7 protein-coding genes are annotated in these 6,510 nt (G+C 61.0%); all 7 read left to right on the top strand.

Features of this window, described 5'->3' with window-relative positions; translation table 11 throughout:
- A partial coding sequence (locus tag M3O22_08155; protein ID MDP9196716.1) for an ankyrin repeat domain-containing protein occupies positions 1 to 663 on the top strand: 663 nt, incomplete at its 5' end.
- Positions 664 to 801: 138 nt separating this feature from the next.
- Complete coding sequence (locus M3O22_08150) at positions 802 to 2,592, top strand: DNA polymerase III subunit gamma/tau (protein ID MDP9196715.1); 1,791 nt, start codon at positions 802 to 804, stop codon at positions 2,590 to 2,592.
- Positions 2,589 to 2,903, top strand: a complete 315-nt coding sequence (locus tag M3O22_08145) for a YbaB/EbfC family nucleoid-associated protein (GenBank protein ID MDP9196714.1) — start codon at positions 2,589 to 2,591, stop codon at positions 2,901 to 2,903. The genes M3O22_08150 and M3O22_08145 overlap by 4 nt, the downstream gene beginning before the upstream one ends.
- Positions 2,903 to 4,408 carry a replicative DNA helicase gene (locus tag M3O22_08140; GenBank protein MDP9196713.1) on the top strand — a complete coding sequence of 502 codons (1,506 nt, stop codon included), beginning with the start codon at positions 2,903 to 2,905 and terminating at the stop codon, positions 4,406 to 4,408. The genes M3O22_08145 and M3O22_08140 overlap by 1 nt, the downstream gene beginning before the upstream one ends.
- A gap of 323 nt (positions 4,409 to 4,731) precedes the next feature.
- Positions 4,732 to 5,502 carry an ABC transporter permease gene (locus M3O22_08135; GenBank protein ID MDP9196712.1) on the top strand — a complete coding sequence of 257 codons (771 nt, stop codon included), beginning with the start codon at positions 4,732 to 4,734 and terminating at the stop codon, positions 5,500 to 5,502.
- Positions 5,502 to 6,281: an ATP-binding cassette domain-containing protein gene (locus M3O22_08130; GenBank protein ID MDP9196711.1), complete on the top strand. Its 780-nt coding sequence runs from the start codon at positions 5,502 to 5,504 to the stop codon at positions 6,279 to 6,281. The genes M3O22_08135 and M3O22_08130 overlap by 1 nt, the downstream gene beginning before the upstream one ends.
- 4 nt (positions 6,282 to 6,285) lie before the next feature.
- Positions 6,286 to 6,510: hypothetical protein (locus tag M3O22_08125; protein ID MDP9196710.1), on the top strand; the 225-nt coding region annotated here is incomplete at its 3' end.

The following is a 6,510-nucleotide window of genomic DNA, read 5'->3' as shown; positions in this document are numbered from 1 at the left end:
GCCGGAACAGTCTGTGTTCTTGTATTTGCCTTCATGATGCTGGCGGGTAGCAGGAATGATGCAAATGAGCTGATGTGGAAAAGCCTCTATGAAGGGAATGTAACATTGCTGGAGAGTGCTTTGGCGATGAAGCCTGACCTGGAGCCGTGGTGTGGTCCCTATGAGATCTGCAAGCCTCTCGCATGGGCCGTGCAGAAGGGCGACATGGAAATCATCCGGATGCTTGTGGCCGCAGGTGCTGATCCCAACGGGAAAAATGCCTATGGTGACACGGCCTTTGTGACTGTTGACCACGCGGAACAGATGGCTGGAAAAAGCAGGGAGGACATTCGTCAGATCCGCAAGTTCCTGCTTGAGAATGGAACAGATCCCAACCAGGAGAATGATTTTGGAGTCACTCCTTTTATGGGGACAGTGGCTGTGGGAGATATCGAACTCCTGGAGCTTTGCCTCCAGAAAGGAGCCCATGTCAATTTCCGGAACAGGAATGACTGGACTCCGCTGATGTCTGCGGCCCAGTTCAATCAGCCGGCCGCTGCGCAATGGCTTTTGCAGAAAGGGGCGAACCTGGCCCTGAAAGACCGGCATGGCAAAACGGCCCTTGATTATGCACTGCTCAAAGGCAACACAGACGTTGCAGGCATTCTGTCTGCCCCAAAATAGAAGAGCTTTGCCCCTGTTGCCTTTTCTCCTTGCCCGGGGACGCAGCTGTTCTGGTATAGTCTCCCCGGACTGTTTTTTCTGGGGACATCCCGCGTGTCTGATCTTCTTTTTCCCGAAGTTGCCGCTCCTGCGCCCGTGGTGGCTGAAAAGCCTCCGGTAGCGGAGTACCGCGTGCTGGCGCGCAAGTACCGGCCTGTGAATTTTGCCGGTCTGGTGGGGCAGGAAGCCCTTGTGCGCACGCTTACCAACGCCATCCGCTCGGGCCGTCTGGCCCATGCGTTCATGCTGACCGGGGTGCGCGGCGTGGGCAAGACCACCACGGCGCGCATTATCGCCCGCGCGCTAAACTGTACCGGTCACGAAGAGAAGGGGCCCACGGCTGAACCCTGCGGCGCCTGCGACTCCTGCATTTCCATTGGCCAGGACCGGCATGTGGACGTGATCGAGATGGACGCTGCGTCCAACACGGGCGTGGACAATATCCGCGAGATCATCGAGGGCGTGCGCTATGCGCCCGTCTCGGCCCGATACAAGGTCTATATCATCGACGAGGTCCACATGCTGAGCAAGAGCGCGTTCAACGCGCTGCTCAAGACGCTGGAGGAACCACCGCCGCATGTGAAATTCGTCTTTGCCACCACCGAGATTCGCAAGGTTCCCGTCACCGTCCTGTCCCGCTGCCAGCGCTTTGACCTGCGCCGGGTGGAGGGAGATGTGCTGGCTGGACATTTTACCCGGGTGTCGGAGAAAGAAGGCGTGACGGTCGAGCCGGACGCGCTGGCCATGATTGTCCGTGCGGCGGATGGTTCGGTGCGCGATGGCCTCAGCCTGCTGGACCAGGCCATCGCCCTGTCTGGCGGCACGGTCACAGCCGCGCAGGTCAGCGACATGCTGGGCCTGGCCGACCGCGCCGTGGTCATGGATCTGTTCGAGGCCTGCGTTTCCGGCAAGGCCGGCGAGGCACTGGGGATCCTGTCCGACATGCATCGACGGGGCGCTGATCCGGTAATGATCCTCCAGGACCTGCTGGAGACGGTCCATAATCTGACGCGGCTTCTTCTGGTGCCGGACCTTGCCACAGACCTGTCCATTCCGGAAATTGAGAGAGTGCGCGGGGCGAAACTGGCGGCCAGCCTGTCCATCCCGCTTCTGACCCGGGCTTGGCAGATCCTGCTGAAAGGTCTGGGTGAGGTGCAGCAGGCCCCCGATCCCCTGCGGGCAGCAGAGATGATCCTTGTGCGCCTGGTGTTCACGGCCAACCTGCCCACGCCGGGTGATCTGGTGCGTCAGCTGCGGGACAATCCTGCTGCGGGTGCTGAAAAACCTGCGCCGGTTTCAGATAACGGTGGCGGACCGCCTCCTGCAAAAAGCCTGTATGTGGCGGCCCGGGGATCAGGCGGCGCAGTGGCGCTGGCCGTGGCAACACCCGTGCCCGCGGAAGCCGTGGCCACGGATCCTGATCCTGAAAGCTTTGTCGCGCTGGTCCGTATGTTTTCCGAAAAGCGCGAAGGGGCTCTGTATGGTTTCCTGTACAGCGCAGTCCATCTGGTGAAGTTCGAGACCGGGCGGCTGGAGATCCGCCTGGGGGCGGGCACGCCGGGCAACCTGCCGGCCCGGGTGGCGGAGTGCCTGAAAACCTGGACCGGGCGACGCTGGATGGTTTCTATCTCGCGCGGGGAAGGGGAGCTGACTCTGTCGCAGCAAGAGGTTCTGGCCGAAAGGGCCGCGCTGGACCAGGCGGCGGATCATCCCCTGGTGCGGCAGATCCTGGAAGCCTTCCCGGGAGCGGCCATTGCCCAAGTGCGCACGCGCGTGCCGGAAACCCCTGTTTCGGATTCCCCGGCTTCGGATTTAATTGACAACCCGGCGGGATTTTCCGAAACCTTCCATCCCGATATTGACGAAACCGAAAGGGACCTCCTGTCATGAAAAACATTGGCCAGATGATGAAACAGGCCCAGCAGATGCAGGCCAACATGGCCCAGTTCCAGAAAAAGCTGGAAGAGATGGAGTTCGAGGGCTCTGCGGGCGGCGGTCTGGTCCGTGTCACCATGAACGGCAAGCACGAGCTCAAAAAAATAAAGATTGATCCAAAGCTGATGGATCCGGCCGAGACCGAAATGCTGGAAGACCTGATCGTTGCGGCCTGCAACGACGCGCGGGCAAAGATTGAGGCCCACGTGGGCGAGGAGACCCAGCGCATGCTGGGCGGCATGGGCCTGCCCGGCGGCCTGTTCTGATGACCCAGGCTGTTGCCCCCGTTCGTCCAGCGTCTGCGCCTGCAGGGGACAATTCCCTGCCGGACTGGCGTCGGTCGCCCCAGAATACCGAGGCGGAACAGGGCCTGCTGGGCGCGATCCTGGTCAACAACAAGGCCTATGAAAAGGTCAGCGAGTTCCTGCAGCCGGAGCATTTCTTCGATCCGGCTCATGCGCGGATCTATGACGCTGTGCGCAAGCTGGTGGAACGGGGCCAGGTGGCCGATCCTGTCACCCTGAAGGCCTTTTTCGAGCGTGACGGCGATCTGACGTCTGTGGGTGGCGCTGCCTATCTGGCCGAGCTGGCGGCCAGCATGGTCACCATCATCAATGCGGAACACTATGGCCGCCTGATCCACGAAATGTCCCTGCGGCGGCAGCTGATCGACGTCAGTACCGATGTGATCAACAAGGCCTATGCGCCCGAGGTGGAAGAAACCGCCCACGACCTGATCGAGCAGGCTGAAAAGCACCTGTTCGACATGGCCACGACGGGTGAGGTGAAGGGCGGCTTTGTTCCTTTCCGGACATCGCTGGAGGCCGCGATCCGCACGGCGGAAAAAGCCTTCCGGCGCGATACGCCCATTACGGGGGTCACCATGGGCCTGCGGGATCTGGACCGCAAACTGGGCGGTCTTCAGCCGTCAGATCTGATCATTCTGGCGGGTCGTCCCTCCATGGGCAAGACGGCACTGGCCACCAACATGGCCTTCAACGCGGCCCGCTCATTCATGCAGACGGGGGGCAGGGAAGGGGCGACCGTCGGTTTCTTCTCACTGGAAATGTCGTCAGAACAGCTGGCCAACCGTATCCTGGGAAGTGAATCCAGTGTTCCATCGGACAAGATCCGGCGCGGGGAAATCCGGGATTCCGATTTTCCCCGCTTTGTGGAGGCCAGCCAGCGCCTGTCGCAGGTGCCGTTCTTTGTGGACGACACGCCGGGCCTGTCCATCGCCGCCCTGCGCACCCGGGCGCGGCGGCTGAAAAGAACATCCGGCCTTGGCATGCTGGTGGTGGACTATCTCCAGCTTCTGCGCGGCAGCGGGACGGGCAGCAGTGAGAACCGGGTGCAGGAAGTTTCCGAAATCACCCGCGGCCTGAAGGGCATTGCCAAGGAACTGGACGTTCCCGTCCTGGCCCTGTCCCAGCTGTCCCGCGCGGTGGAACAGCGGGAGGACAAGCGCCCCCAGCTGGCCGACCTGCGCGAGTCGGGCTCGATCGAGCAGGACGCCGACGTGGTCATGTTCATCTTCCGCCAGCAGTACTATCTGGAGCGGGAGGAGCCCACGAAAAGGGTGGATGAATCGGACGAGAAGTTCAACACCCGCCATGACCGCTGGAAGCAGCTGTGCGAGGAAGTCCACAACACCAGCGAGGTGGTGATCGCCAAGCAGCGCCATGGTCCCATTGGTTCGGTCCGCCTGTTCTTCGACGGGGCCTTTACCCGCTTTGCGGACCTGGGCCAGAGCCACAGCGACGGGGATTAGAGACCTTAACTTTCTCGCAGAAGGCCTCTGCGAAAGTTATCAGCCCCGTTTCAAAAAACTCCCTGTCATCCCGGGCTTGGCCCGGGATCCATCTACCCTGCGTCTGCAGGGTATAAGACTCATATGGCTCATGGACATGAGCCGATGGATCCCGGCCTTCGCCGGGATGACGGAAAGGGAATGTGGTGAGAAATTTATTCTCCTTCCGGCAGTGTTGATGACAATACGTTCCCGGGATTAACAGGCTTGCAGGGAGGGCCCGGTCCCTGCTACGCCTGCGTCTGTGCCTTTCCGGGGCAGCAGTGCAGTTCGGTGGAGAGTGAATGACAGGGTTTCTGGCAGCGGTCGGGCGGACATTCCTGGTGTTTGTGGCCGGTGCGGGCCGTCTGGCCATCTTTACGGGCCGGTCGCTGTTCCACTGTGTCACGCCGCCGGTCTATGTGCGCATGACTGGCCGGCAGATGCTGGACATCGGGTATTACTCCCTGCCGGTAGTAGGCATGACTGCCCTGTTCACCGGGATGGTCCTGGCCCTGCAGAGCTATACCGGTTTTTCGCGTTTTGAGGCCGAAAGCACCATCGCCACAGTGGTCGTCCTGTCTATCACGCGGGAGCTGGGTCCCGTTCTGGCCGGCCTGATGGTGGCCGGGCGCATCGGCGCTGCCATGGCGGCCGAGATCGGCACCATGCGGGTGACCGAACAGATCGACGCCCTGAAAACCCTGTCCACCAATCCGGTCAAGTATCTGGTGGTTCCCCGCCTGCTGGCCGGGGTAACCATGCTGCCCCTGCTGGTTCTGGTGGCGGATATCATCGGCGTGTTCGGCGGTTTTCTGATCAGCGTGTACCGGCTGGATTTCAATGCGGCGAACTATATCCAGAATACCCGGGACTATCTGGAGACCATGGATGTGGTCTCGGGCCTGGTCAAGGCAGCGGTTTTCGGGTTTATCATCGCCCTTATGGGCTGCTATCACGGATACCGGTCCAAAGGTGGGGCCCAGGGCGTGGGAACTGCGACGACCAACGCTGTTGTTTCAGCCTCTGTGCTGATTCTTGTGTTTAACTATATCCTGACAGGGCTGTTTTTCTGATGAGTGCGTCTGTTCCGAAAATACGTGTTCGTGGCCTGCGCAGGACGTTTGGTTCCAGGATTGTGCTGGACGGCATTGACCTGGATGTGGCCGCCGGCGAATCCCACGTCATTATCGGCGGTTCGGGGACGGGCAAGTCCGTCACCCTGAAATGCATTCTGGGCCTGATCGAGCCGGACTCCGGATCCATCATGATTGACGGCCAGGAAATGGTGGGGGCCCGGCCCTCGGTCCGCAACGAGGTGCTGGAGCACTTTGGCATGCTGTTCCAGGGCGGGGCCCTGTTTGACAGCCTTTCTGTATGGGAAAACGTAGCTTTTGGTCTGATCCAGGGGCACAAGGCCTCCCGCCAGAAGGCCCGGGACATTGCCATGGAAAAGCTGGCCGAGGTTGGCCTGGGTCCCGATGTGGGAAAGCTGTATCCGGCGGAACTGTCCGGCGGCATGCAGAAGCGGGTGGCGCTGGCGCGGGCCATTGCCGGCAACCCGGGAGTTATTTTCTTTGACGAGCCCACAACAGGGCTGGATCCCATCATGGCCGATGTGATCAACGGCCTGATCCGCAGCTGTGTGACGAACCTGGGGGCCAGTGCCCTGTCCATCACCCACGACATGGCCAGCGTCCGGAAGATTGCGGACCGGGTATCCATGCTCCACCAGGGAAAGATCATCTGGTCCGGGGATGTGGCGGCCATTGATAATTCCGGCAATCCCTTTGTGGACCAGTTTGTGCACGGCCGGGCCGAGGGGCCCATCCAGATGCAGGTCCAGAGGTCGTGAGGACATGAAGCTGCAGGATCTCATCTCCCCGGCGGTGACACTGGTTGCGGGAGGTATCCTGACGCTTCTGGCCTGCCTGTATGTGGCCAGTGTTCTTCCCGACGGGAATTCCAGGCACCATGCCATGCAGTGGATCGGCTCCACGGGGGCTGTATTTACCCTCATGCTGGCATTTTACATGGGCCAGATATCCAGGTCTGCGCGGCGGCTGAAGGACGAGGTTCTGGCC

It is taken from the genome of Pseudomonadota bacterium (assembly GCA_030775045.1).
GTDB lineage: Bacteria > Pseudomonadota > Alphaproteobacteria > JALYJY01 > JALYJY01 > JALYJY01.
Note: the sequence above shows the minus strand (reverse complement) of the source record. Positions and strands in the feature narration are given on the sequence as shown.

Coding starts and splice junctions, on each gene's coding strand:
- M3O22_08145 (MDP9196714.1), top strand. CDS start 2,589: ATGAAAAACATTGGCCAGATGATGAAACAGGCCCAGCAGATGCAGGCC.
- M3O22_08140 (MDP9196713.1), top strand. CDS start 2,903: ATGACCCAGGCTGTTGCCCCCGTTCGTCCAGCGTCTGCGCCTGCAGGG.
- M3O22_08135 (MDP9196712.1), top strand. CDS start 4,732: ATGACAGGGTTTCTGGCAGCGGTCGGGCGGACATTCCTGGTGTTTGTG.
- M3O22_08130 (MDP9196711.1), top strand. CDS start 5,502: ATGAGTGCGTCTGTTCCGAAAATACGTGTTCGTGGCCTGCGCAGGACG.